Annotated in this window: 20 protein-coding genes; 7 read left to right on the top strand and 13 right to left on the bottom strand. The window is 68.4% G+C overall.

From position 1 onward, the window contains the following. Positions 1–26 precede the first annotated feature (26 nt). Entirely contained in the window at positions 27–2,249 is a 2,223-nt protein-coding gene (locus C2868_RS16305; RefSeq protein WP_100809924.1) for a malate synthase G, read from the top strand. Between the two features lie 73 nt (positions 2,250–2,322). Here the strand turns inward: C2868_RS16305 and C2868_RS16300 are convergent, their stop codons facing one another. Continuing rightward, positions 2,323–3,873 (bottom strand): HNH endonuclease signature motif containing protein, encoded by a 1,551-nt coding sequence (locus C2868_RS16300; protein WP_157813867.1) that lies wholly within the window; start codon positions 3,871–3,873, stop codon positions 2,323–2,325. A gap of 542 nt (positions 3,874–4,415) precedes the next feature. On the opposite strand from C2868_RS16300, the gene C2868_RS16295 reads away from it, so the two are divergent. Then, a complete protein-coding gene (locus tag C2868_RS16295) occupies positions 4,416–5,726 on the top strand; it encodes a UDP-glucose/GDP-mannose dehydrogenase family protein (RefSeq protein WP_100809922.1) in 1,311 nt (436 codons plus the stop codon). A gap of 218 nt (positions 5,727–5,944) precedes the next feature. Here the strand turns inward: C2868_RS16295 and C2868_RS16290 are convergent, their stop codons facing one another. Together C2868_RS16290 and C2868_RS16285 are read right to left on the bottom strand one after the other, a co-directional pair. Next, a complete protein-coding gene (locus tag C2868_RS16290) occupies positions 5,945–7,516 on the bottom strand; it encodes a helix-turn-helix transcriptional regulator (RefSeq protein WP_157813866.1) in 1,572 nt (523 codons plus the stop codon). A gap of 113 nt (positions 7,517–7,629) precedes the next feature. Beyond that, on the bottom strand, positions 7,630–8,367 hold the full coding sequence (locus C2868_RS16285; protein ID WP_100809920.1) for an endonuclease/exonuclease/phosphatase family protein: 738 nt from the start codon (positions 8,365–8,367) through the stop codon (positions 7,630–7,632). A gap of 149 nt (positions 8,368–8,516) precedes the next feature. Between C2868_RS16285 and C2868_RS16280 the strand changes: the two genes are divergently transcribed. Next, a complete protein-coding gene (locus tag C2868_RS16280) occupies positions 8,517–9,356 on the top strand; it encodes an alpha/beta fold hydrolase (RefSeq protein ID WP_100809919.1) in 840 nt (279 codons plus the stop codon). A 1-nt stretch (position 9,357) separates the two neighbouring features. After that, positions 9,358–9,954 carry a TetR/AcrR family transcriptional regulator gene (locus C2868_RS16275; protein WP_198519491.1) on the top strand — a complete coding sequence of 199 codons (597 nt, stop codon included), beginning with the start codon at positions 9,358–9,360 and terminating at the stop codon, positions 9,952–9,954. Here C2868_RS16275 and truA read toward each other — a convergent pair whose 3' ends face one another. After that, positions 9,955–10,824, bottom strand: a complete 870-nt coding sequence (gene truA / locus C2868_RS16270) for a tRNA pseudouridine(38-40) synthase TruA (RefSeq protein WP_100809917.1) — start codon at positions 10,822–10,824, stop codon at positions 9,955–9,957. It abuts the gene before it with no gap. A 147-nt stretch (positions 10,825–10,971) separates the two neighbouring features. Between truA and C2868_RS16265 the strand changes: the two genes are divergently transcribed. The 3 genes from C2868_RS16265 (at position 10,972) to C2868_RS16255 (ending at position 15,235) form a co-directional block, all read left to right on the top strand. Further along, positions 10,972–12,981: an acyltransferase family protein gene (locus C2868_RS16265; protein WP_100809916.1), complete on the top strand. Its 2,010-nt coding sequence runs from the start codon at positions 10,972–10,974 to the stop codon at positions 12,979–12,981. Between the two features lie 72 nt (positions 12,982–13,053). Beyond that, positions 13,054–14,055 carry a glycoside hydrolase family 6 protein gene (locus C2868_RS16260; RefSeq protein WP_232711106.1) on the top strand — a complete coding sequence of 334 codons (1,002 nt, stop codon included), beginning with the start codon at positions 13,054–13,056 and terminating at the stop codon, positions 14,053–14,055. A gap of 112 nt (positions 14,056–14,167) precedes the next feature. Further along, positions 14,168–15,235: a response regulator transcription factor gene (locus C2868_RS16255; RefSeq protein WP_100810084.1), complete on the top strand. Its 1,068-nt coding sequence runs from the start codon at positions 14,168–14,170 to the stop codon at positions 15,233–15,235. A 39-nt stretch (positions 15,236–15,274) separates the two neighbouring features. On the opposite strand, the gene C2868_RS16250 is transcribed toward C2868_RS16255, so the two are convergent. The 9 genes from C2868_RS16250 to C2868_RS16210 form a co-directional block, all read right to left on the bottom strand. Beyond that, on the bottom strand, positions 15,275–16,759 hold the full coding sequence (locus C2868_RS16250; protein WP_181003493.1) for a glycosyltransferase family 2 protein: 1,485 nt from the start codon (positions 16,757–16,759) through the stop codon (positions 15,275–15,277). A gap of 172 nt (positions 16,760–16,931) precedes the next feature. After that, positions 16,932–17,600 carry a hypothetical protein gene (locus tag C2868_RS16245; protein WP_258034467.1) on the bottom strand — a complete coding sequence of 223 codons (669 nt, stop codon included), beginning with the start codon at positions 17,598–17,600 and terminating at the stop codon, positions 16,932–16,934. A 128-nt stretch (positions 17,601–17,728) separates the two neighbouring features. Further along, a complete protein-coding gene (gene rplQ, locus C2868_RS16240; protein WP_100809914.1) occupies positions 17,729–18,280 on the bottom strand; it encodes a 50S ribosomal protein L17 in 552 nt (183 codons plus the stop codon). A 39-nt stretch (positions 18,281–18,319) separates the two neighbouring features. After that, positions 18,320–19,309: a DNA-directed RNA polymerase subunit alpha gene (locus tag C2868_RS16235; RefSeq protein ID WP_100809913.1), complete on the bottom strand. Its 990-nt coding sequence runs from the start codon at positions 19,307–19,309 to the stop codon at positions 18,320–18,322. Positions 19,310–19,484: 175 nt separating this feature from the next. After that, complete coding sequence (gene rpsK / locus C2868_RS16230; protein ID WP_036299990.1) at positions 19,485–19,883, bottom strand: 30S ribosomal protein S11; 399 nt, start codon at positions 19,881–19,883, stop codon at positions 19,485–19,487. A 47-nt stretch (positions 19,884–19,930) separates the two neighbouring features. After that, a complete protein-coding gene (gene rpsM / locus C2868_RS16225) occupies positions 19,931–20,311 on the bottom strand; it encodes a 30S ribosomal protein S13 (protein WP_100809912.1) in 381 nt (126 codons plus the stop codon). Positions 20,312–20,474: 163 nt separating this feature from the next. Further along, positions 20,475–20,591: a 50S ribosomal protein L36 gene (gene rpmJ, locus C2868_RS16220; protein ID WP_036299987.1), complete on the bottom strand. Its 117-nt coding sequence runs from the start codon at positions 20,589–20,591 to the stop codon at positions 20,475–20,477. Positions 20,592–20,679: 88 nt separating this feature from the next. Next, complete coding sequence (gene infA, locus C2868_RS16215) at positions 20,680–20,901, bottom strand: translation initiation factor IF-1 (RefSeq protein WP_017201569.1); 222 nt, start codon at positions 20,899–20,901, stop codon at positions 20,680–20,682. A gap of 205 nt (positions 20,902–21,106) precedes the next feature. Beyond that, a complete protein-coding gene (locus C2868_RS16210; RefSeq protein WP_232711104.1) occupies positions 21,107–21,787 on the bottom strand; it encodes a thioredoxin domain-containing protein in 681 nt (226 codons plus the stop codon). Between the last annotated feature and the right edge of the window lie 15 nt (positions 21,788–21,802).

Raw genomic sequence — 21,802 nt, 5'->3', positions numbered from 1 at the left:
CGCCACACGATCATCGGACTCTCCCCATGACGGACTACGTCGACGCCGGCAGCGTGCGCGTCGCTCGCCCCCTCTACGAATTCATCGCGAACGAAGCGCTCGCACCGGATGCCTCGGCGTCGGCCTTCTGGGCAGGTTTCGCCGCGATCGTCGAAGACCTCGCGCCCCGCCGCGCCGAACTCCTCGCGGAGCGCGACAGGCTGCAGGCCGAGCTCGACGACTGGCACCGCACACGGCGAACTCGCGACGGTGACGGCCGCACCGACCATGACGACGCCGCCGCGTATCGCGAGCATCTGCTGAAGATCGGATATCTCGTGCCCGAGGTATCGCCGTGTCGCCTCACGACGACGGGCATCGCTCCCGAGCTGAGCTCGCTCGCCGGACCGCAGCTCGTGGTTCCCGTCACCAATCCGCGGTACGCCCTGAACGCCGTGAACGCGCGGTGGGGGTCGCTGTACGACGCGCTGTACGGCACGGATGCGATCGAGCCCGTCCATCCGTCGGCATCCGGATACGACGTCGAGCGGGGCGACCGTGTCGTCGCGCACGTGCGGGACCTGCTCGACGAGTTCGTGCCCCTGGCCGGGGCCGGGAGCACCCATCGCGCTTCGCGGGCGTACACGGTCATCGACGGCGCCCTCGTGATCGCGCTCGCCGACGGGGGCCTGACGAACCTGGCGGACCGCTCGCAGTTCCGCGGATACCGGGGCCGCCCCGAGTCGCCCACGGCGATTCTCCTCGAGCATCACGGCCTGCATCTCGAGCTGCAGTTCGACCCGCAGTCCCCGGTCGGGTCGCGGGACGCGGCGGCACTCCACGACGTGCTGCTCGAGTCCGCCTTGTCGACGATCGTGGACTTCGAGGATTCGGTGGCGACCGTCGACGCCGACGACAAGGTCGCCGCGTACCGCATCTGGCTCGGCCTCAACAGGGGCGACCTCACGCACGCGTTCGAGAAGCGGGGGCGGATCATCGAGCGCGCGCTCGCCGCCGATCGCGAGTATCGCGCCCCGATGGGTGCGCCGATCATCCTGCCCGGGCGCTCGCTCATGCTCGTGCGCAACGTCGGGCTGCACATGGCGACGGATGCCGTGGTCGATGGCGACGGCGAGCCCGTGAGCGAGACGATCGTGGATGCCGTGGTGACGACGCTGTGCGCGCGCCCCATCGGTCGCCCCACCGATGCCACTCACGCGGCGCTCCCCATCGTGGTCCCGAAGCTGCACGGGCCGGACGAGGTGGCGTTCGTCGTCGATCTGTTCGGGCGCGTCGAGGCGCTCCTCGGCCTTGCCCCGCAGACGCTCAAGCTCGGGCTCATGGACGAGGAGCGCCGCACGTCGGCGAACCTCGTCGCGTGTCTGACCGAGGCCCGCTCGCGCCTCGTGTTCGTCAACACCGGCTTTCTCGATCGCTCGGGAGACGAGATCCACACCTCCATTCAGGCCGGTGCGTTCGTACCGAAGGGCGATCTGCGCGATCAGCCCTGGATGCGCGCGTACGAGCGGCGCAACGTCGCGTCCGGGCTTGCGACCGGGTTCGGTGGCCGGGCGCAGATCGGCAAGGGCATGTGGGCGATGCCCGATCGGATGGCGGCGATGCTCGCGCAGAAGGTCGCGCATCCGCTCGCCGGGGCGTCGACCGCGTGGGTCCCGTCGCCGACGGCGGCGACCCTGCACGCCCTGCACTACCTGCGGGTGGACGTGTTCGAGCGGCAGGCGCAGCTCGTGGCAGAGCCCACGGATCCCCTCGACGATCTCCTGACGATCCCGCTCGGTGACCCGGGGTCCTGGTCTGTCGATGGGATCCAGCGCGAGCTCGAGAACAATCTGCAGTCGATCCTCGGCTACGTCGTGCGGTGGGTGGACCAGGGCGTCGGATGCTCGACGGTTCCCGACATCGAGGGCGTGGGGCTGATGGAAGACCGCGCGACGTTGCGGATCTCGAGTCAGCATGTCGCGAACTGGCTGCTGCACGCAGTCGTGACGGAGGATCAGGTGCGCACGACGATGGAACGGATGGCCGAGGTCGTCGATGCGCAGAATGCCGGCGACGCGGGGTATCGGCCGATGACCGATGACCTGGCGTCGAGTCTGGCCTACGCGGCCGCGCTCGAGCTCGTGTTCGGCGGCACGGCCGCCGCGAACGGGTACACCGAGCCCGTGCTGCACCGCTTCCGCCGTGCCGCGAAGGACCGGGACCGAGTGCGAGACAACGCCGCGGACACCGTGAGTCCCACACGCGCCTGAGGGTGGGCAGCACGGCTCCCTTTACCTCTCGCTCCCCCTCTCCCCCCTCCCCCCTCTCCCTCTCCCTCTCCCTCTACCGCGATCGCGATCGCTGGAGGAGCCGGCCTTCGGGCGATCCATCCTGCGTGCGGAGCCCGTCGGGCGGGGCGCCTCCGTGTCGGCTTGCGTCGACGCGCACTCTTCGCCGCAACCGTGACCCCGCGGCGGGTCGCCATCTTCGCTCCGGATCCCACCAGGCGGGCCCGCGAATGTGCGGCACCCCGTCGATCATCATCACCGACCACCCGGATGTCGCCAAGGTTCTGTGGTGGTGCCAGCAGAGCAAGACACCGTTGTCTGTGTGCGTCGGTCCACCTAGCGCATGGTCTGTCGCGTGGTGGATCTCACACCATCCGGCCGGAACCTGGCAGCCCGGGATCACACAACCACCGTCGCGCAGACTGATCGCCTTGCGCTGGATGGCGGTGAAGACCCGATCCGCCACACCGAGTCCCACGATCCGGCCCCGATCGTTCAGTGTCACGCGTTGGATGCTCCCACTGCACGCGACCCGCTCCGCTACCCCGATGCCGACAGGCTCGCCGATGCCCTCGACCTCGGCCCATCCCGTTCCCGCGACCAGATCCTCTTCGCGCGCGTAGACGACGAGCGTCGGCGCACCGCCACCGACCGTGGGCAGCTCGCCCGACCGAGCCGCGACGTCGAGCGACGTCGCCAGCGCGTCGTGCATCTTCTGCGCGCGCGTCCGGGTGTCGCGGGGGTCGGCGACCGCATCGTCCAGACCACCAGCACCAGCACCGCCGCCGCCAGCACCATCGGCACCACCGTCCGGCGCGAACCCGACCCCAGCCCGAACCCTGGGGTTCGACAGCGCGTCGCAGGTGCGCTGCCACTGTGCGGCGACCTCGGCGAGCACGTCGCCGCTGACCCGCGCCAGCCCATCGCGCACGGGACCGACCGTCAGGCCGCGCCGCCGCATCGCCGACGCCTCGATGGGCTCCGCGCCGTCCTGGTCGAGCACGCTCGCCCACACCTGCGCCAGCACCCGCAACTCGTTCGCCGACGCATGCGGTCCGGTCTCGACCGCACCCGTCGCGACATCGCGCGTCACGCCCAGCGCCGCCTCGCCCAACGCCGCGTCCGCGACGAGCAGAGCGTCTCGATCGATGCGAGCGGATGCCTCGACCAGAACGGACGCCGCAGCCACACCGTCGCTCCCCACAGCACCCGCGATCATCGCGTCGCGCAGCGCGGGCAGAGGCGCGGGCAACCACTCCCCCGACGTCATCGAACGCTCGCGATGCACCACCCCGGCCGCACGCACCAGCGCGCCGGCCGATGCCCCCGACACGCGGGTCGCCCGCTGCACGACCTCCACCACCGACCCACACCCCGCGCGCGTGGTCATCCGCTCATCTCGCGGACCCGCCGATCGCCCGCGCACCACGTCCGTCGCCTCGACCAAGAACCCCTCGACCCGCCGCAGGATCGATCCCGCGACCGCCATCGCCTCGAGCACGTGAGCATCGGATGCCTCGTGCACCGCATCGCTCGCGAACACCGGCGCGAGGGCCGCGGCGAGCGCAGCATCCACGTCTCGGAGTGCCTCGAGATCCGGTTCCATAACTCCATTCTGGCGAGGGCCACCGACATTAGCGGCGCGCAGAACGGCCAGATCGGAGGAACAATCTGAACCCGTGGAGAAAGCAGAAAGAGCCCGCCTGTGGAGGACTCGACGTGCGCATTCGACAGGACCGGAGCATCCGCGAACAGCATGCTGCCACGCTAGTACCGACGGATGCCTCGACCGAGCAGGCCGCACGCCACGAGCGAGATGCCGGCCGCGCGACACCTCGTTGGCGGGTCCGCCGAGAGCCATCGAACCTCCTTCTCTTCGCGCCTTTCGTGTTCCTCATCACGCTGGTCCTGCGCCGTGCGCGCGAAGCGGCACTGCCACCCGGCGGTGACGATCGCGGCGGAATCCCGGCTGAGCCTGCTGGTCGTGCTGGCCCGGTTCACCCGCCGGCAGGCCGCGCTGCCGACACAAGTGTTCGCGCGGCGTTCACGCGCAGGTCGTGAGCCCTGCATACGCTCGCGGATCATGTCGGCACCTGCCCTCCAGAGCGTGCGCGTTCCACCGAGTCCCCGCCCCCGCCGAGGACTCGCGTGCGACTGTCGGTGATCGGGTGCGGATACCTCGGTGCCGTCCACGCAGCAGCGATGGCGCACATCGGACACGACGTCATCGGCGTCGACGTCGACGACTCGAAGATCGAGGTGCTCTCGCGCGGAGACGCCCCATTATTCGAACCGCGCCTGAAGGAGATGCTCCAGGCGGGTATCGCATCCGGCAATCTGCGGTTCACGACCGACATCTCGAACGCTCGTGGCGCCGCGGTGCACTTCGTCGGAGTCGGGACTCCCCAGCGTGCGGACGGCTATGCGGCCGACCTGACCTACGTCGACGCGGCGTTCGATGCGCTCGTCCCGCACCTCTCACCCGGCGACGTCGTAGCCGGTAAGTCGACCGTCCCCGTCGGGACCGCGACCCGGCTTGCCCCCACGGTGTCATCCACGGGCGCCACCCTCGTCTGGAACCCCGAGTTCTTGCGCGAGGGATGGGCCGTGCAGGACACGATCGACCCGGACCGACTGGTCGTCGGGGTCCCGACGGACCTTTCCGGCGAGCGCGCGGCCGATGTCCTGCGAGAGGTCTACCACCCGGCCGTTGCGCTGGGCACGCCGTTTCTCGTCACCGACTACGCCACGGCCGAGCTCGTCAAGGTAGCGGCCAACGCCTTCCTCGCCACGAAGATCTCGTTCATCAACGCGATGGCCGAGATCGCCGAGGTCACGGGCGCGGACGTGACCCAGCTCGCCGACGCGATCGGGCATGACGTGCGCATCGGGCGTCGCTTCCTGGGCGCCGGAATCGGGTTCGGTGGCGGATGCCTGCCGAAAGACATCCGCGCCTTCGCTGCGCGGGCGGAAGAGCTGGGGCGTGGCGAGTCGGTCGCGTTCCTGCGCGAGGTCGACGCGATCAACCTGCGACGCCGCGACCGCGCTGTCGATCTCGTCATTGCCGCCCTTGGGGGCTCGGTCTTCAAGAAGAACGTCACGGTGCTGGGCGCAGCGTTCAAGCCGCACAGCGACGATGTGCGAGACTCCCCCGCCCTGGATGTCGCCGTACGTCTGCGCGGACTCGGCGCGTGGGTCACGGTGACCGACCCGCAGGCCATCGCGAACGCCGAGCGGCTGCATCCGCAACTCGACTTCGTCGCCGACCGCGATGAAGCCCTGCGCGGCGCCGACGTCGTCGTGGTCGTGACCGAGTGGGACGAGTACAGACGCGACCTCGCGCCCGAGCACGCGGCCTCGCTCGTCTCGTCGCCGGTCATCGTGGACGGGCGCAACTGCCTCGACGCTTCGGCGTGGCGTGCCGCGGGATGGACGTACCACGGCATGGGACGGCCCTGAGGATCTCGGGCGTCGTGAACGAGCACGCTCCGCGGGTCGGGCGGTGTGACAGGCGGTTCGGACCCGTCCCCCCGGATACGGCCCGAACCGCCTGTCACACCCCCGCTCGGCGCAGGGCGTTCGACGAGAAACATTAGAGCGCCCTCATAAAAGCTCCACGGGCTTTCGGGAGATATCACCCCCGAACCGCCCCGAATTCACCCGTGCGGGCGCCGTCGTCAGAGCGTGCGAGCGAGAGCGGCGGCCTCGCCGCGGCTGTGCACGCCGAGTTTCCGATAGAGGCTGCGGGTGAGGGTCTTGACCGTGTTGAGACTGATGAAGAGCGACTCCGCGATCTGGGCGAACTGCCGACCCTCGGCGATGAGGACGAGCAGCTCGCGCTCCCGCCGTGTGAGCGCCGCCATGTTCGCGCTCTCTGCTGGACCAGGACGTGCTGCTTCGGCGGCGTCAGCAACGGTCGCGAGAGCCGGAATGCGCAGACCCGACAGCTCGGCGAGCGCCCGGAGGTCTGCCGCGCCGATGGTGCCGTAGCTGCGGAGCAACCCCTCGTGAGCGATGAGAGCGTGGGCGCGACAGAACGCGGAGCGGGCGGCATCCGATCCCCCGAGCGCGAACTCCGAGGCCGCCAGAATCAACTGGGCCGCGGCCTCGTCACGCACCGGCGGGGACGCGGCGAGCGCCGTTCGAGCGAGCCCCCTCGCTGCCGCGAACGAACCAGATCTGCAGAGGGCGCTGGCTTGACGCACGATGTCCGTTGGGCTGGGCGCTTCGGGGCTCGCCGCGGGGATGGGGGGCTCGCACGGCTCGATCTCTCGCTCGATGGCGTCGGCGGCACGCACGAGATAACGGCGGTTTGCACCCTCGTCGTACAGCTTGCGCGCGCGGCGCTCCGTCTCGCCGACGAAGTCGTGACGGATCATCAGGGGTGCGATCGGTCCACGGGCGATCATCGCCCGCACCCACAGCAGCGCCGCCCAATATTCGCCGATCCCGTTGTCGTCGATCCGGGCCAGCGCGCGCTCGGCGAGCTCGTCGTCGAGCTGGTCAGCGGCGATCAACGCATCGGTCAGGTGCAGGACCGCTCCGTGTCGCGGGCTGACGCGGCCGGTGGCGCGCGCGCGGGCGAGCCACTCTCGTGCATCGGAGAGGCGACCGCGCTCCGCGAGCAGCCACGCCAACGAAGCTGCCGCGCGCCCCGCGACCTCGGTCTGCCCGGTTATCGTGCCGAGATGATGGCTCTGCTCGTATTCGACAATGGCGCCGTCCGCATCGGCGGCTTCCCGGCAGCGCCCCCACTGGAGCATCAGATGCGGCAACGCCTCGCGGGCGCGCCCGCGCGCAGACTCGTCGGCGCGCTCCAGCGTGCGTCGCGCCTCGGCGGAACGCAGCCGCGCCGTGTCGAGCCCGCCCTCCGCACGTGCCCCGGCCGCGCGGCCCGTCAACGCGATGAGAGAATCCAGCAGTTCGCGGGGCTCACGGGCGCCGCCGTAGGTGTCACGCGCACCGTCGTGGAATCGCCCCGCGCCTTGACCTGACGCCACCTGCTGGAGGTAGTCAGCGGCGATCAACATGCTGGGTCGTTCGACGAAGACCTCGCCCGGCAGACCCTTCAGCGCCTCGAGCATCACCCGGGGGACGCGCGTGGCGTACAGATCCCAGTGGCGCTGGAAGACATCGGCTGCGGCCCGCCAGCCATGGTCGCGAGCAGCATCCTCGATCGCGGAACGCAGGCGCTCGGGCTCGACGACCACCCTGTCACGCGCAGAATCGACCTGCTCTTCGTCGCTCATGGGAGTGACCACCCTTCGACGCATTCAACCCCGGCAGAGGGCGCGGCGATCGGTCGGGCCCTCTCATGAGACGCGCGTCCGGGCGTTTCATGACGCGAGTGGAGCCAGCGGAATCAGGCGCTCGCTCTGGGCATCAGGGGCACGTCCGCTGTCGTCGCGTCATGGACGGTGGCCGTCGTCGCAGCCACAGCTCTGCCCGTCACGAGGATCGGTTTGTGGTCAGACCGGCCCTGCGGCAGGGTCCGCACCTTCTCGATCTCGAAACCTACCGACGTCGCGAAATCGTAGTGCCCCCGGAAGAAGCGGTAGCGGGTGTAGGTGCGGGCGTCGCTCAGGTTCAACTCGTAGCCCTGATCACGGATGCGCTGGCCGAGGTTCTCTTTGAATACCGGGTAGTTGTAGTCGCCGACCATGAGGGTGGGCAGGCCCGGTCCGAGCGCATCGAGTTCGTCGAGCGCCGTACGGATCTGGTGGCGGCGCAGTGAGTTCAGAGCCGTCAGCGGTGCGGCGTGAAACGAGGCGACGATCATCTGGTGGCCCGCGTCGATGTCGTGCAGGCGGACGCCGAGCAGCCGCTCCTCGGCGGGCTTGAGGACGCGGTCGTGCAAGGACTTCTTCAGGCTCATCGCCCGTACGGCCTCAGCACGGTAGGTGTTCTCACGGAAGTACACCGCGAGTCCGAGGCGATTGCGACTCGTCGCATCCGCCAGCGTCAGTCCGTGGATCGTGCTCGGGATGTCGGTGGAGTCACATTCCTGCAGGCAGAGCACATCGGGTTCGTAGCGCTCGGCGAGCGCCGCGAGCTCGGTTGCCGCACGATGCTTGCGCAGGTTGTAAGAGATGACCTTCATACCGCCACCAGGATAGGCGCGGGACGTTACCGGCGGGTGACGTCCGGCTCGCCATCGCGGGGTTCTTTGACAACTCCCAGGTGAGCCCCATCGCGCGCTGACCACTTAAGCTATTGACAATAGCTGGTAGATGATGGAGTCTAGCTTTCATGACTTCCTCCTCCGCTTCGGTTTCGGACGCCGCGACGCGCTACCTGGCCCGTCCCGAGGGGCGCATCGGATACGACGTCCAGGGGTCGGGGCCGCTGCTCGTACTCGTTCCCGGCATGGGCGAGCTGCGCTCGTCCTACCGTCACCTCACTCCCCTGCTCGTCGAGGCGGGCTACCGGGTCGCAACGACCGATCTGCGCGGTCATGGCGACAGCGACACGTCGTTCTCGTCGTATGGCGACGTCGCGACGGCGGGTGACATCTCGGCCCTGATCGCGGATCTCGGTGGCAGTGCCGTGATCGTCGGGAACTCGCTCGCGGCGGGAGCCGCCGTGATCGTCGCGGCGGAACACCCGGAACAGGTGACGGGTCTCGTGCTCGTGGGTCCGTTCGTGCGCAACCCGCCGGTGAGCGCCATCACGCGCGCGCTGTTCCGGGCGATGATGGCGCCGCTCTGGATCGCCAGCGTCTGGAAGAGCTACATGCCCACGCTGTACGCCGGCCAGAAGCCCGCCGACTTCGAGCAGTACCGCACCGCGGTCATCGCCAGCCTGCGGCGCCCGGCATACGGCAAGGCGTTCTCGCTCACGACCCAGCAGACCGACCACGATCCGGCCGAGGCCGCGCTCGATGCCGTGGCCGCACCGGCGCTCGTCGTGATGGGCGACCGGGACCCGGACTTCAGGGACCCCGCGGCCGAGGCACGATGGATCGGCGACGCCCTGAAGGGCGAGGTCGTGATGGTCGCCGAGGCGGGGCACTACCCGCATGCGCAGCAGCCCGACATCACCGCGGACGCCGTGCTGCGCTTCCTCGAGAGAGTGACGCACGGTGCCTAGGGTGGGCCTCACCCGCGACCGGGTCGTCGCCGAGGCGGCGATCATGGCCGACGAGGTCGGTCTCAGTCGACTGACACTCGCCGCATTGGCCGAGAAGCTGGGTGTGCGCCAGCCCTCGCTCTACAAGCACATCGACTCGATGGCGGGTTTGCAGCGGAGCATCTCGCTCCGGTCCCAGCGCGAGCTCGGCGACGTGCTCGCCCGAGCCGCGGTCGGGCGAGCGGGCACCGACGCGATCCACGCGATGTCGCACGCCTACCGAGGCTGGGCCCTGCTGCATCCCGCACGCTACGAAGCGTCACAGATGGCACCCATCCCCGGGGATCTCGAAAGCGAGTCCACCGCGAGCGCGGTCGTCCAGGTCATCGCCGACGTTCTCGCCGCCTACCGCCTCGAGGGCGACGACGCGGTGGACGCGATCCGCGCATTCCGGTCGGCCCTGCACGGATTCGTCGCGCTCGAGGCCCAGGGCGGCTTCGCCCTGTCAGCCTCGATCGAGCGCAGCTTCGAGCGCCTGGTGCACGGCTTCACCGTGGCGCTGACACGCTGGACCGAAGAGTCCGAGACTCTTTCGTCCCCCGGCGTCGACGGGACCTGATCACTCCTCGTCGCGACGGGCGCGGGTCACCTCGGCGCGCGAGGCGAGCTGATCGTCGGCGGGGTAGCCGACCTCCATCAGGGTGAGTCCCCGCGCCGCGAGCACGGGGAACGCGCTCGTCCGCTCCCCCGCATCCCGCAGACTCGCGACATCCTCGACGCTCAACCGGCCGCGCCCGACCGAGACGCACGCGCCGACGAGGGCGCGCACCATGCTGTGACAGAACGCGTCCGCCCGCACGTTCGCGATCAGGACGCCTTCGTCGTTGCGCCGCCAGTCGAACTCCAGCAGGGTACGGATCGTCGTGGCGCCCTCTCGGGGGCGGCAGTACGCGGCGAAGTCATGCAGTCCGATCAGCGACCGCGCCGCGGCATCCATCGCCGCCACGTCCAGGTGAGCGTTGACACTCGTCGTGCGGGTGCGCTCGAGGGGGTCATAACCGGCCGTGGAATCGGCAATGCGATACGCGTATCGGCGCCACACGGCCGAGAACCGGGCGTCGAACCCATCCGGAGCCTCACGGATGCCGCGGACCGTGACATCCGCGTACTTGCCCAGCACGCCGCGCACCCTCTGCGCGAGCAGGTCGAGGGGTGTGCCGTACTTCGGGCGCGACCGACCGAGGGCTTCGAGGAGCCGTGTGTCGAGATCGAGGTGCGCGACCTGACCGGCGGCGTGCACGCCCGCGTCGGTACGCCCCGCCACGACGAGCCGAGGCATCTTGCCGTGCGCGTGACCGGGAATGTGTCCGGACCCGAGCACGCGGGCGAGCGCATCCTCGAGTGTGCCCTGGACGGTACGCAGGTTCGTCTGGCGGGCCCAGCCGCGAAAATGCGTGCCGTCGTAGGCGATGTCGAGGCGGATCCGCACCCGGACAGCCTATTGCCGCGCGCGACGAGCCATTCGTTCTCGCGGTGTCGGTGCCCCCGACGTAAACTTGGCGAGCGTCAACGCCACACCCGCAGCGCCCATGCGCACGCCCCGAAATGCACGTGTGATGCGCGGACCACCGCACCCATGACTCGCACTGACCCCCTTCCCTCCGCTGCCGCTCCCGCACCCCGCCCCGATCCTGTCGGCGGGCGCTACGCGGGCCTCGATGGACTGCGCGCGATCGCGGTCGCGCTGGTCGTGGCCTATCACCTGTTCCCCGCGTGGTGGCTGCCGCAGGGTTTCATCGGTGTGGACGTCTTCTTCGTCATCAGCGGATTCCTGATCACCTCGCTGTTGCTGCGCGAGGCCGGGGTGTCCGCGGCAGAGGGACGCGGCCCACGCATCTCGCTGGTCGAGTTCTGGCGGCGCCGAGCCCGCCGGCTTCTGCCGGCGCTCATCACGCTCATCGTGGTCTGCGGCCTCTGGGCATGGTCCGTCGGAGGCGACGTATTGGTCGGCTTCGGTCGTCAGGTGCTCGGCGCCCTCACGTTCACCTTCAACTGGATGTCGATTTCGGCGGGCAGCGGATACTTCGAGTCCGGCACGCCCGAGTTGTTCCGCAACCTGTGGTCGCTCGCGGTCGAGGAGCAGTTCTACGTCCTCTGGCCGTTGCTCTTCCCTCTCCTCCTGCTGATCCCCTCGCGGCTCATCCGTGCCGGTGTCGCCGCCGTCGCGGCGGCAGGCTCGGCCCTCTGGATGGCAGTCCTGGTATCGGGTGCGACGGCGGGCGGTGCGGCAGCGGACGTAACGCGCGCCTACTTCGGAACCGACTCACACGGCTTCGGCATCCTGCTCGGGGTCGCGCTGGCGTTCACCGTCGGCCGAGCGCTCCACGAACCGACCGCCTGGATGGTTCGCCCGAACGTTCGACGCGGCGTCACCGCCGTCGGCGTCCTCGCGGTCGCGGCGATCGTCGCGGTCGCGACAGTGCCACCCGCGCCCGACACCGCGACGTTCCCGGGCGCCCTGCTCGCCGCCTGCCTGCTCACCGTCGCCGCCATCACCGCGGGCGCATGGCCGGGCTCGGTGTTGGGACGCACGCTCGATGTCGCGCCGCTCCGCTGGGTCGGGGTGCGGTCCTACGGCATCTACCTCTGGCACTGGCCGGTCCTCGTCCTGCTGATGGCGGGCACGGCCATCGCACCCGGAGACGAGCCGCCGCTCGCCGTAGGCCTCTGGGCGCTCGCCATCACCCTGGTGGCCGCGACCGTGTCTTACCGGTTCATCGAGACTCCGGTCCGACGCCACGGCTTCCGCGCCTCCCTCGCGGCGCTGCGCGCACGCCTGTCCGGCGCCCCCGCGGGCCGGTTCGTCGCCCTCGGAGCTGTGACCGCGTTCGTCCTCGCGGCGGGTGCGACGACGAGCGCCATCGCGATCGCGCCGCAGGCGACGTCCGGGGCCGCGGCGGTCCAGGCGGGCCAGCAGGCCTTGGACGAAGCCTCGGCATCCCCCTCGCCGACGCCGACCGCGATCGAGGTCTCGCCGCCGCTCGCCGTGCAGACCGGCGATGAGCCCGTTCCCGGGCCGCGCCCGACCACGGTGCCCGGCGATCAGGTCAGCGCGATCGGGGACTCGGTCATGCTCGCGTCCGCGCCGGGACTGATGGAACGACTCCCGGGGATCCAGATCGATGCATCCGTGTCTCGGTCGATGAATGCCGGTGTCGGGATCGCCGAGGCCCAGGCGGCCGCGGGCCAGCTTCGCCCCTACGTCGTCGTCGCGCTCGGCACGAACGGGCCGATCAGTGCCGAAGCGCTCGCCCGCCTCGAACAGGCGATCGGCCCGGACCGGCACCTCGTGCTCGTGAACGCATTCGCCCCACGGGACTGGATCGCGGGGGTCAACGCAGAGCTCGCGGCCTTCGATGCCGCGCAACCCGACGTCGTCGTCGCGGACTGGGCGGGAACCGCCGCGGCCCACCAAGACCTGCTCGCGGGTGACCGGATCCACCCCGGTGCGACGGGTGGACGGCTGTTCGCCGAGACCGTCGCGGCGGCCGTGCAAGGGGTGGAGGATGCACGCGCCCAGGCCGCGTTCGACAGATCCGTGCGCGTATCGGCCCTCGCCTCGCGCCTCGTGGATGGCGACGGGTAACGCAGGCTCCCCGCTCTCGCCGCGGCGGCCTCGTGGACGGTCCCGCCCGCTCGGGCGCGATAGATTCGAGCGGTGAAGTCCTCTCGCCGACGACGCTCGATCGTCGTGACATTCGTGGTGCTCTTGGTGATCGTCGGCGGCGGTGTCGCGGCGTGGGTTCTGCTGAACGGAAGCGGAAACGTCGCGACGCCGGACGCGCACATCCGGGTGGCTGTGTACAGCAACACGGAGGCCGCCGTGCAGGCCGCGGTCGCGCCCGAGGGTTCGCCAGAGCGGGCGGCAGCGGCCTACCTGGCGGGGCAGCCCACTGCCTTCTGGTTGGTGCCCGAGCGCGATCCGATCGGTGAGGTCGGGCCGCGGGTCACGTCCCTGGCACAAGAGGCGTCCGACCAGGGCGCGACATCGACGATCGTCATCTACGGTCTTCCCGGCCGCGATTGCGGCAACTTCTCCGCGGGTGGACTCTCCGAGGACCAGTACGCCATCTGGACCGCCGAGATCGGCGCGGCAGTTCGCGCATCCGGCATCGACACGATCATCATGCTCGAGCCGGACTCGATAGCGCTCGCCCAGGAGTGCGGCAACCTGGCCGAGCGCGCACCGCAGCTGCAGGGCGCCGCCGCAAATCTCTCGGCCGAGAATGCCCGGATCTACATCGACGGCGGCCACTCGACGTGGCACTCCCCCGAGGTCATGGCGGGCTTCATCCGTGAGATCGGGGTCATCGACCAGGTCCGCGGGTTCGCGACCAACGTCTCGAACTACAACACGGACGGCGACGAGATCTCGTATGCGCACGCACTGTCGAGGCAGCTCGGAGGCGCTCACGCCGTGATCGATTCGTCGCGCAACGGGGTCGGGGCGACGGGCGACTGGTGCAACCCGCCGAACCGCCGCGTGGGAGCGCCAGCGGGCAGCGTGCACGATGACGTCGTCGACACGAATCTGTGGATCAAAGTGCCCGGCGAGAGCGATGGCGCCTGCAACGGCGGGCCCCCGGCCGGCGCCTGGTGGCCGATGGCCGCGGTGGAACTGACGCGCGACGTGGTCGTCGTGGACGACGGCACCGAATGACCGGTCCCGGGACACGCGATCACGTCGGGTCACGGTCCACAGGCGGTGAATGACGGGGCCGTACGTATGCGAGAATTCGACGGGATCCATCATCAGCAAGGGGAGCGCCCGCATGGCCGATGCCGATGAGCTGCGTACCGCTGTCATCGTCGAGGACGACCCCGACGTCCGACACCTGATCGCGAGCGTTTTCGAGTCCGCAGGCTTCTCCGTCGTCTCGGTGGGCAACGGACTGGACGGCGTGCGCGCTGCGCTGGCGTACAAGCCCCTCATCACCACGCTCGACGTGAGCATGCCCGGCATCGACGGATTCGAAGCTGCCCGCCGCATCCGCGCGGGTGGTAGCCCGACCTTCATCATCATGGTCAGCGCCATGGCCGAAGAGTCCGATGTCATTCAAGGACTCGGCGCCGGCGCCGACGACTACATCGTCAAGCCGTTCCGCCCGCGCGAGTTCCGGGCACGAATCGATGCCTTCCTGCGCAGACCCGCGCGCACCGAAGCGCCCGTGACGCCCACTCCGCGTCAGCAAGAGAGCGCCGGGCCGTCTTTCCCCCGCATCAACACCTCGAGCATCCCCGTCCAGGCCCCTGCTCCGCCCGTCGCTCCTCCGCCTGTCGAACCCCCGATCTATCGCGGGCCGCCGCGCACGCGCCTATACGAGCAGGCGCCGCCCCCGCGTCAGCCCCACCCGAGCGAGTGGGAGAGGGCCGAGGAGCCGGTCCCAGCCATGCGGGTGATCCCGCGCGCTGAGTACGACCATCTGGACCCGGCATACGATGACGTCATCGTGGGCGAGATCGATGGACCCGGCTCGGAGCTCGAGCGCCGCGACCCGCACATCGGCTGGATGCGCCATCGCGACCTGTATCTCGAACCCGAGTCACGCCGGGTCGAGGTCGGAAGCCAGCCGATCGACCTCACCGAAACCGAGTTCGAGCTGTTGCTGACGATCATGTCGTCCCGGCGCCGCATCCGGAGCAAAGCGGACCTCACACTGGTTCTGCGCGGCGAGTCCTACGTCACGTCGTACTACGTCGGCGACGCCGACAAGCGAGCCGTGCAGGCCCATGTCGACAGCCTGCGACGCAAGCTCGGCGAGATGGACTCGCCGATTCCGATGTACCTCGAAGCCGTGCGCGACGTGGGCTACCGGATGACGCCCGAGGTCGACAACTAGCCTCGACGGTTTCGGCTCGGCACTACCGCGGTCGGTGCGTCAGACCTTGAAGCCGTGCTGACGGCGCATGAGCCGCATGAACATGCTCAGCGTCTGCAGCACGGTGATCACGCCCAGCACGGGCCAGCCGACCGCGAGGATCCCGGACTGCAGCGTGATCGGGATCAGCTGCCACGAGATCGCCACCGCGGCCACGACACCGATAGCGATGAACATCGGCGTCCAGTGGCCAATACCCGCGCCGCGCTCCGCTTTGGCCTGCATGGCCCAGTTGTCGACCTTCTTACGGGACAGGAAGCGTGTCCACGACCGCAGGAAGTGCCCGATTCTGATCCACATGTAGAGCTCGGCCGGAACGATCAGCGCGGCGAAGAGCACGTCGTGCCGGTCCCGGTTCTTCATCGACAGAGCCATCCGCAGGTTCAGCAGCATGGCCATCGCGATCGGGATGAGCCAGAACGCCGAGAAGATGAACGCGTTGATCGACAGCGAACCGGCCAGCAGCGTCACGAAACCCACGCGCACGAAGAGGTTCACGAGCATGCTGAACTGTTCGAGCCAGCGCACGCGCAGGTTCGGGTGGAACGGCTGCCCCTTCGTGTCGCCGCGCTGCCCGGGCCACATCAGCTCGATGGCACCGTAGTTCCACTTGACCTGTTGGGCGTCGAGGCCGCGCAGCGTCGTCATGCCACCCACGTCGGCGCGGGCATAGGGGCTGATCTTGGTGAGATATCCGGCACTCTTGATCTGCAGCGAGAGGAGTGAGTCCTCGACCTCGCTGTCCTTCACCCACGGAGTCTGCTGGTGGTTCTCGCGCATGACATCGCGCAGCGCCCGCGTGGAGAAGATCGAGAATTGTCCGCCGAGGACGGCCATGTTGCGTCCACGCAGCAGGTTGTGGAGGTTGAACGCCGCGAACTGCGAGCGCTGGCCCGTGATCAGGAAGCGCGCGAGCCCGCGGAACGGGTGGTCATCGATCGAGTAGATCGCCGAGATGCCCCCGATGCGCGTGTCGCTCGTGATCTCGGTCTCGAGAAACTCGACCGCACGACGGTCGGCGATCGTGTCGCCGTCCACACCGAGAAGGAAGTCGTAGCCCTCCACCAGCGCGAACCCGTAATTGAGCGCGCCGACCTTCTTGTCGGGGTTCTTGCCGATGTCATGGACGAAGACCTCGGTGAACTGCTCACCCAGCTCGGTCGTGATCTCGTGCGGACCCGCGAACTCGGAGGCGATCGCGACCGTCTTGTCGTTCGAGTTGTTGACGACCAGGTGGATCACGTCGGGTACGCGCGACTGCTCGAGCAGACCCTGCAGCACTCCGGCGATCGACTCCTCTTCGTTATAGGCCGGGATCACGCATCCGATCGTCGCGCGCTGCGTGTTCAGGTCCTGCAAGGACGCGGCGAAATCCTGCGGGAATGCGTTATCGGGCTCGACGGCTTCGGGCTCGGGAGCGGGGCGCGCGGAGGAAGGACGCGAGTAGGGCATGACCTTCTGTCCGGCGGGCGGGGGCATCGACATGGGGACCTCGTGTTTCGGCGCGGACGCCGGGGGAATAAATACGGGTGACTGTTGTTCGATTGTGTCCGCACTGACTCAGGGGATGCTCAGTGCGGCCTTGGCGGCACCGCAGGATCTGTCGAAGACTGACAGGTGCGGCACCTGGGGAAAAGGGTCTTACTCGCGAATGTTACTACTCCGTGGGCTGCGGGACGATTGCGACGGTCAGGGTGTCGGACGCGCTCTGTTTGGCGTACTCGGTGGATGTCGGCGTCGTCTGGACGAGGAAGTCGTAGGTGAACTGGAGGGTGACGAGCGTCGCCTCTGCCGGCACCGGGCCGACGTTGAAGGTCTGCGAGTAGCTGTAGGGGTCGAGAACAAGATACCCGGGGGCAACGGTGGACTGGTCGTTCTGGGGTGCGAGCGGGTCAAAAGTCGTGTCGAGCGTTCCCGGAACGGCCACCATCGTCGCGCGCTGCAGGTAGACCTTCTGGCCATCGTTCGGGGTGACGCTCGTGATCAGGCTGATGCTGACAGGCTTGAGCGCGCCGGAGGTCCAGTCGGCCATGTTGAGCGTGGACCAGTAGTTGATCGAGACCCCCACGGCACCGGCCGAGAGGGTGCGTGCGGTCGAGCCGCTCGACAGGTCATTGGGGACCGGTGCGGGCACGGTGGTACCGGATGCCCCGGCGGATGCGGATGGCTGATCCCACGGCAAGCCCCCCGAGCACCCCGTCAAAGCGAGCGCCGAGACCATCGCCATCGCGGCGAGTGCGCGAAGCGCACGACGACGGACGTCGGAACGCGCCGAAATCGAGCGATGTGACAGCGTTACCGCGTTCTCCAAGTCAAAATTGATCACAGAGATCCCTCCAGCGCTAAGTGTTGCACTGGATGCGGGTGCAGATGAAATCCGCGCCGCGACGCGCCGCACACAGCATGAGGCCCGCACCCCCGGAGGGGCGCGGGCCTCATGACGGCATACGAGTACTACTTCGCTTCGGCGTCCTCGGCGGCAGCCTCCGCGGCACCGGCCGGGGCCTCGGCGTCGGTGTCCGACACCTCAACATCGGCGTCTTCGACGGCGACCGGAGTCTCGTCGGCGGGCGCCTCTTCGACAGCGGCAGGCGTCGCAGCGGGGGCCGCGGCATCCGACTTCTTCGACGACTTGACCTTCGGCGTCACCGGCTCGAGCACGAGCTCGATGACGGCCATGGGGGCGTTGTCGCCCTTGCGGTTGCCGATCTTGACGATGCGCGTGTAGCCACCCTCGCGCTCCGCGACCAGCGGGGCGATCTCGGTGAACAGCACGTGCACGACCTCGCGATCGCCGATGATGCCCAGCACGCGACGACGCGCGTGCAGGTCACCGCGCTTCGCGAACGTGATCAGGCGCTCAGCGAGGGGACGGAGGCGCTTGGCCTTGGTCTCGGTCGTCTGAATCGACTTGTGCGTGAAGAGGGCCGCGGCGAGGTTCGCAAGCAGCAGGCGCTCGTGGGCAGGACCGCCGCCGAGGCGGGGACCCTTCGTGGGCTTGGGCATGAGTATCTACTCCAGGATGAATCGGGTCGGGGTCCGCGGTCAGACGGTCTCGTCGTCGTAGCCGCCGTAGAAGTGCGCGCCGTCGAAGCCGGGCACGGAATCCTTGAGCGACAGGCCGAGCGAGATGAGCTTGTCGCGCACCTCATCGACCGACTTCTGACCGAAGTTGCGAATGTTCATCAGCTGGGTCTCGGAGAGCGCAACGAGCTCGCTGACCGTGTTGATGCCCTCGCGCTTGAGGCAGTTGTACGAACGGACGGACAGATCGAGGTCTTCGATCGGCATCGACAGCTCGTTCGAGAGAACGGTCTCGACCGGCGCGGGGCCGATCTCGATGCCCTCGGCCTCGACGTTCAGTTCGCGGGCGAGGCCGAACAGCTCGGTCAGCGTGCGACCGGCCGAGGCGACCGCGTCACGCGGGGCGATCGAGGACTTGGTCTCGACGTCCAGCACGAGCTTGTCGAAGTCGGTGCGCTCACCGGCACGCGTCGCGTCGACCCGGTAGCTGACCTTGAGGACCGGCGAGTAGATCGAGTCGATCGGAACCTGACCGGCCTCGGCGTACTCGTTGCGGTTCTGCGTCGCCGACACGTAGCCACGGCCACGCTCGATCGTCAGCTCGAGCTCGAACTTCGCGGTGTCGTTGAGCGTCGCGATGACAAGCTCGGGGTTGTGGATCTCGACGCCCGCGGGAGCGGAGATGTCGGCGGCCGTGACCTGGCCGGCACCCGTCTTGCGCAGGTAAGCCGTGATGGGCTCATCGCGCTCGGACGAAACGACGAGCTGCTTGATGTTCAGGATGATCTCGGTGACATCTTCCTTGACACCGGGGATCGTGGTGAACTCGTGGAGGACGCCATCGATGCGGATGCTCGTGACGGCTGCACCGGGGATCGACGAGAGCAGGCTACGACGGAGCGCATTGCCGATCGTGTATCCGAATCCGGGCTCGAGCGGCTCGATGATGAAGCGGCTGCGGAACTCCGCGATCTTTTCCTCGGTCAGAGTGGGACGCTGTGCGATGAGCACTGTGTGTTCCTTTCGGCTAAGTGCCCGCTATATGACACTTGCATGGGTGAGGTTGTTGAGTTTTTCTCGGGGGATGCTCGTACCCGCGCATAGAGCGCACGTCCAGGCATCCGCAAATCAGTGAGACGGCGCGACGACCGATAGCCGGAGCGCACGAGGCGCCCCGGCTCGGGGATCAGACGCGGCGGCGCTTGGGGGGACGGCAGCCGTTGTGTGCCTGCGGCGTGACGTCCTGGATCGAACCGACCTCGAGGCCCGCGGCCGTGAGCGAACGGATCGCCGTCTCGCGTCCGGAACCGGGTCCCTTGACGAAGACGTCGACCTTCTTCACTCCGTGCTCCTGAGCCTGGCGAGCGGCCGACTCGGCGGCCATACCGGCCGCGTACGGGGTCGACTTGCGCGAGCCCTTGAAGCCCACGCCGCCCGACGAGGCCCAGCTGATGACTGCACCCGAGGGGTCGGTGATCGAAACGATCGTGTTGTTGAACGTCGACTTGATGTGGGCGTGACCCAGCGCGATGTTCTTCTTCTCTTTGCGCCGCGGCTTGCGTACGGCGGTCTTGGCCTGTGCCATTGCGTTGTTCTCCTAAACCTGGGAGCCGGTGCCTGAGCCCGCGAGGACTACTTACGGCCCGCCTTCTTCTTGCCGGCGACGGTGCGCTTGGGGCCCTTGCGCGTACGGGCGTTCGTCTTGGTGCGCTGTCCGTGGACGGGCAGGCCACGACGGTGGCGGATCCCCTGATAGGACCCGATCTCGACCTTGCGGCGGATGTCGGAGGCGACCTCGCGGCGAAGGTCACCCTCAACCTTGTACGTGGCCTCGATGTGGTCACGCAGCTGAACGAGCTGTTCGTCCGCGAGGTCCTTGACGCGGACGTCGGGGTCGATCTCGAGGGCGTTCAGGATCTCGACGGAACGGGTACGGCCGATGCCGTAGATGTAGGTCAGGGCGATGACCACGCGCTTATCGCGCGGGATGTCGACGCCAGCAAGACGTGCCATGCGGCTCTCCTAGGAGGTGTGTGGAGGTGTGGAGCAGAATCGGTGCCCGGGCCTCCGCCCGGGGTGTCCCCCCGCCCTGACTTCTCGGGACGGGGTTCTGAAACTGCCGTATGTGTTCAGTTGTGTGCTGTGTTGCTGTTCTTGCAGAAAGAGCGGGAGCGTCTCAGCCCTGGCGCTGCTTGTGGCGCGGGTTGCTCTTGCAGATCACCATGACCACGCCGTGACGGCGGATGATCTTGCAGTGATCGCAAATGGGCTTGACGCTGGGGTTGACCTTCATGATGTTTCCTGTTCGCTGTCTTCGTACCTGCGACCGGCTCAGCACGGTTGCTGAGCCTGCCGAAACAGGCCGTTACTTCTCGACCGGTCTAGCGATAGCGGTAGACGATGCGACCGCGCGTGAGGTCGTAGGGGCTCAGCTCCACGACGACGCGGTCTTCGGGAATGATGCGGATGTAGTTCTGCCGCATCTTGCCCGAGATCGTGGCCAGGACCTTGTGTCCGTTGCTCAGCTCAACGCGGAACATCGCGTTGGGAAGCGCCTCGGAGATCACGCCCTCGATCTCGATGACACCGTCTTTCTTGGCCATACACTCGCTAACGCTGGGCAGACCGGTCGGTCTGCGGTGGGTGGGATTTCGGTGCGACGACTCGCCCGAGAGCGAGGTCGTGAGACACGCCGATAGACGGCGCAAGGCACCAAGGATCTATGGTATCCGAGACGGATGCCCGAGGCAAATGCTTGCGGCACGCTGCGCTACGCCTCCGGCGAACCGGGCACGGACGCCGCAGCCGTCAGCGCAGGCGGTTGACGATATCAACCTGCGGATCACCGGTCAGATCGATCCGCTCGCCGTTGAATGTGGCGGTGGGGGTGCCGGCTTGGCCCTGGGAGTTCCGGGGGATCGTCTTCGTCTGCGTCGTGACGAAGCCACCGTAGGTGCGGTCGGTGACGCACGACGCGATGTCCCCCGCCCCGGCATCCGTCGCAATCGAGATGATCTCGTCGTCCGTGAGTCCCGGCGTGCCCTCGGCGGGCTGTTTCGCGTACATGGCGGTGACGAACGGCGTGACCGCCTGGGGCGTCGTGACCGCGACGCAGTACAGCGCGTTCGCCGCGCGCGTCGAGAACGCGGTGCCCTGCGACCTGCTGTCCAGGATCGCGACGGGGTGGTACTCGAGCGTGATCGACCCGTCGGCGACGAGCTTGTTGAGCGTCTCGCCGTAGACCCCCTCGAACTGCTTGCAGATCGGGCACATGAAGTCGATGTAGGTCGCGACGACGTCCGGACCGTCCCCGACCGAGATCGCACCGGTCTCGGTGTTGACGATGGCGGCCTCGGGCGCCGGGCCGGGGTCCGACGCCGCGTTGTTGATGAGAACGACGGCGACACCCGCCACCACGACGACCGCGACCACGGCGACGCTCACCCAGATCGCGAACCAGTTCGTGCGCTTGCCAGCAGTGGCCATCATTGCGTGCTCCTACTT

Source organism: Microbacterium sp. CJ77 (assembly GCF_002911615.1).
GTDB lineage: Bacteria > Actinomycetota > Actinomycetes > Actinomycetales > Microbacteriaceae > Microbacterium.
The sequence above is the reverse complement of the archived record's forward strand: the minus strand, read 5'-3'. Positions and strand labels throughout refer to the sequence as shown.

Bases quoted from the DNA above. Each gene is read 5' to 3' on its own strand.
- C2868_RS16305 (WP_100809924.1), top strand. From the start codon at position 27: ATGACGGACTACGTCGACGCCGGCAGCGTGCGCGTCGCTCGCCCCCTC.
- C2868_RS16300 (WP_157813867.1), bottom strand. From the start codon at position 3,873: ATGGAACCGGATCTCGAGGCACTCCGAGACGTGGATGCTGCGCTCGCC.
- C2868_RS16290 (WP_157813866.1), bottom strand. From the start codon at position 7,516: ATGAGCGACGAAGAGCAGGTCGATTCTGCGCGTGACAGGGTGGTCGTC.
- C2868_RS16285 (WP_100809920.1), bottom strand. From the start codon at position 8,367: ATGAAGGTCATCTCTTACAACCTGCGCAAGCATCGTGCGGCAACCGAG.
- C2868_RS16280 (WP_100809919.1), top strand. From the start codon at position 8,517: ATGACTTCCTCCTCCGCTTCGGTTTCGGACGCCGCGACGCGCTACCTG.
- C2868_RS16265 (WP_100809916.1), top strand. From the start codon at position 10,972: ATGACTCGCACTGACCCCCTTCCCTCCGCTGCCGCTCCCGCACCCCGC.
- C2868_RS16255 (WP_100810084.1), top strand. From the start codon at position 14,168: ATGGCCGATGCCGATGAGCTGCGTACCGCTGTCATCGTCGAGGACGAC.
- C2868_RS16250 (WP_181003493.1), bottom strand. From the start codon at position 16,759: ATGTCGATGCCCCCGCCCGCCGGACAGAAGGTCATGCCCTACTCGCGT.
- rplQ (WP_100809914.1), bottom strand. From the start codon at position 18,280: ATGCCCAAGCCCACGAAGGGTCCCCGCCTCGGCGGCGGTCCTGCCCAC.
- rpsK (WP_036299990.1), bottom strand. From the start codon at position 19,883: ATGGCACAGGCCAAGACCGCCGTACGCAAGCCGCGGCGCAAAGAGAAG.
- rpsM (WP_100809912.1), bottom strand. From the start codon at position 20,311: ATGGCACGTCTTGCTGGCGTCGACATCCCGCGCGATAAGCGCGTGGTC.
- rpmJ (WP_036299987.1), bottom strand. From the start codon at position 20,591: ATGAAGGTCAACCCCAGCGTCAAGCCCATTTGCGATCACTGCAAGATC.
- infA (WP_017201569.1), bottom strand. From the start codon at position 20,901: ATGGCCAAGAAAGACGGTGTCATCGAGATCGAGGGCGTGATCTCCGAG.
- C2868_RS16210 (WP_232711104.1), bottom strand. From the start codon at position 21,787: ATGATGGCCACTGCTGGCAAGCGCACGAACTGGTTCGCGATCTGGGTG.